The sequence below is a fragment of the Streptomyces sp. SID10853 genome (genome assembly GCF_010548145.1).
Taxonomy (GTDB): Bacteria; Actinomycetota; Actinomycetes; order Streptomycetales; family Streptomycetaceae; genus Streptomyces.
This window is the reverse complement of the sequence record NZ_JAAGLN010000475.1, coordinates 1-1444: the sequence shown is the minus strand read 5'-3', so window position 1 is coordinate 1444 and position 1444 is coordinate 1. Positions and strand designations below refer to the sequence as shown.

General features: G+C 74.8%; 1 protein-coding gene. It reads left to right on the top strand.

The window, feature by feature from the left end; all coding sequences use genetic code 11:
• Nucleotides 1-28 precede the first annotated feature (28 nt).
• Complete coding sequence (locus tag G3I19_RS36440; RefSeq protein WP_343235314.1) at nucleotides 29-928, top strand: BadF/BadG/BcrA/BcrD ATPase family protein; 900 nt, start codon at nucleotides 29-31, stop codon at nucleotides 926-928.
• Nucleotides 929-1444 lie beyond the last annotated feature (516 nt).

The window sequence follows — 1444 nt, the reverse complement described above, 5'->3', positions numbered from 1 at the left end:
TGCGGGGGCGCGCGCCGGGGCTCCCACGGTGACCGGGGCCGGCTTCGGCTCCGGCGCCACCACCGGGGCAGCGCTCGGAGCAGCACCCGGGGCAGTGCCCGGGGCGGCACCCGGATCAGCACCCGGGGCAGCGCCCGGGGCGGGGGACCCGCCGTACGCCTCCTTCGTGTCCGCCTGTCTGGCCAACGCCGATCTCCCGGTCGAGGAGCGTGACCTGGCCGCCGCGATCGGGGCACGCGGCTGGGGCCCGGCGGTCGAGGTCCGCAACGACACCTTCGCGATCCTGCGCGCGGGCGTGGACGAACCGCGGGGGGTGGCCGTCGTGTGCGGGGCCGGCATCAACTGTGTCGGGATGACCCCGGACGGACGCACCGCACGCTTCCCCGCGATCGGCCGGATATCCGGCGACTGGGGAGGCGGCGGCGGTCTCGCCGATGAGGCGCTGTGGCACGCGGCACGCGCCGAGGACGGGCGGGGCGGGCGCACCGAGCTGATGCGGGCGGTACCGGCGCACTTCGGGCTGCCGACGATGTACGCCGTGATCGAGGCGCTGCACCTGGGGCGTATCCCGGCGGACCGCAAACACGAACTGACACCGGTTCTCTTCGCGACCGCGGCGGCCGGTGACCCGGTCGCCCGCTCGGTCGTCGAGCGGCAGGCGGAGGAAGTCGTCTCGCTCGCCGCGGTGGCGCTGGGCCGGCTGGGGCTGCTCGACGAGGAGACTCCGGTGCTGCTGGGCGGGAGCGTGCTGGCCGCACGGCACCAGCAGTTGGACGACCGCATCAGGCAACTGCTGGCCGACCGTGCGCCGAAGGCCGTCCCCCGGGTGGTGTCGGCCGCCCCGGTGCTCGGCGCCGCGCTGCTGGGTCTCGACCGGATCGCGGCCCCTGCTGAGTCCTACGCCCGGGTGCGGGAGCAGTACGCCTGAGGGGGCGGGGCCGAGGGGCGGGGCCGAGGGGCGGGGCTTGATTCACTGAGGGGTTGTGTTCCGCGCGGAGCGGCGCACAACCCCCTTTGGCACCCGGACGAGGAGGCTCGAACGGGAACCGAATTGCCCCCGGCGGCGTATTCAAGGTGAGGGCGAACACGGGGCGGACTTCGGACGGACACGGGGCGGACATCGGGCGGACATCGGGCAGACGCTGGGCATTTGCTGGGCTGACGCCGGGCGGACACGGGGCAGGACGGGGGAGGCACAGGCGACAGATCGATCAAGATCCAGCCAAGGCCGGTGTGCGTGCGGGGCCCCTGCGGCCATACTGCTGGCCGGGCACTTGTCGTCCCACGCCGGGGAGTTCGCAGGACCGTGACATCGCGAGAGACGCGAAGGACAGGGGGAGGTCGAGTGGTACACCCGCCGAACGGGGGCACGGTGCAGGGCCCACCGCCCGCCCAGGCGCCTCCGCCCGCATCACGCGTGCGCGCACCCGCACCGCCCGCGCAC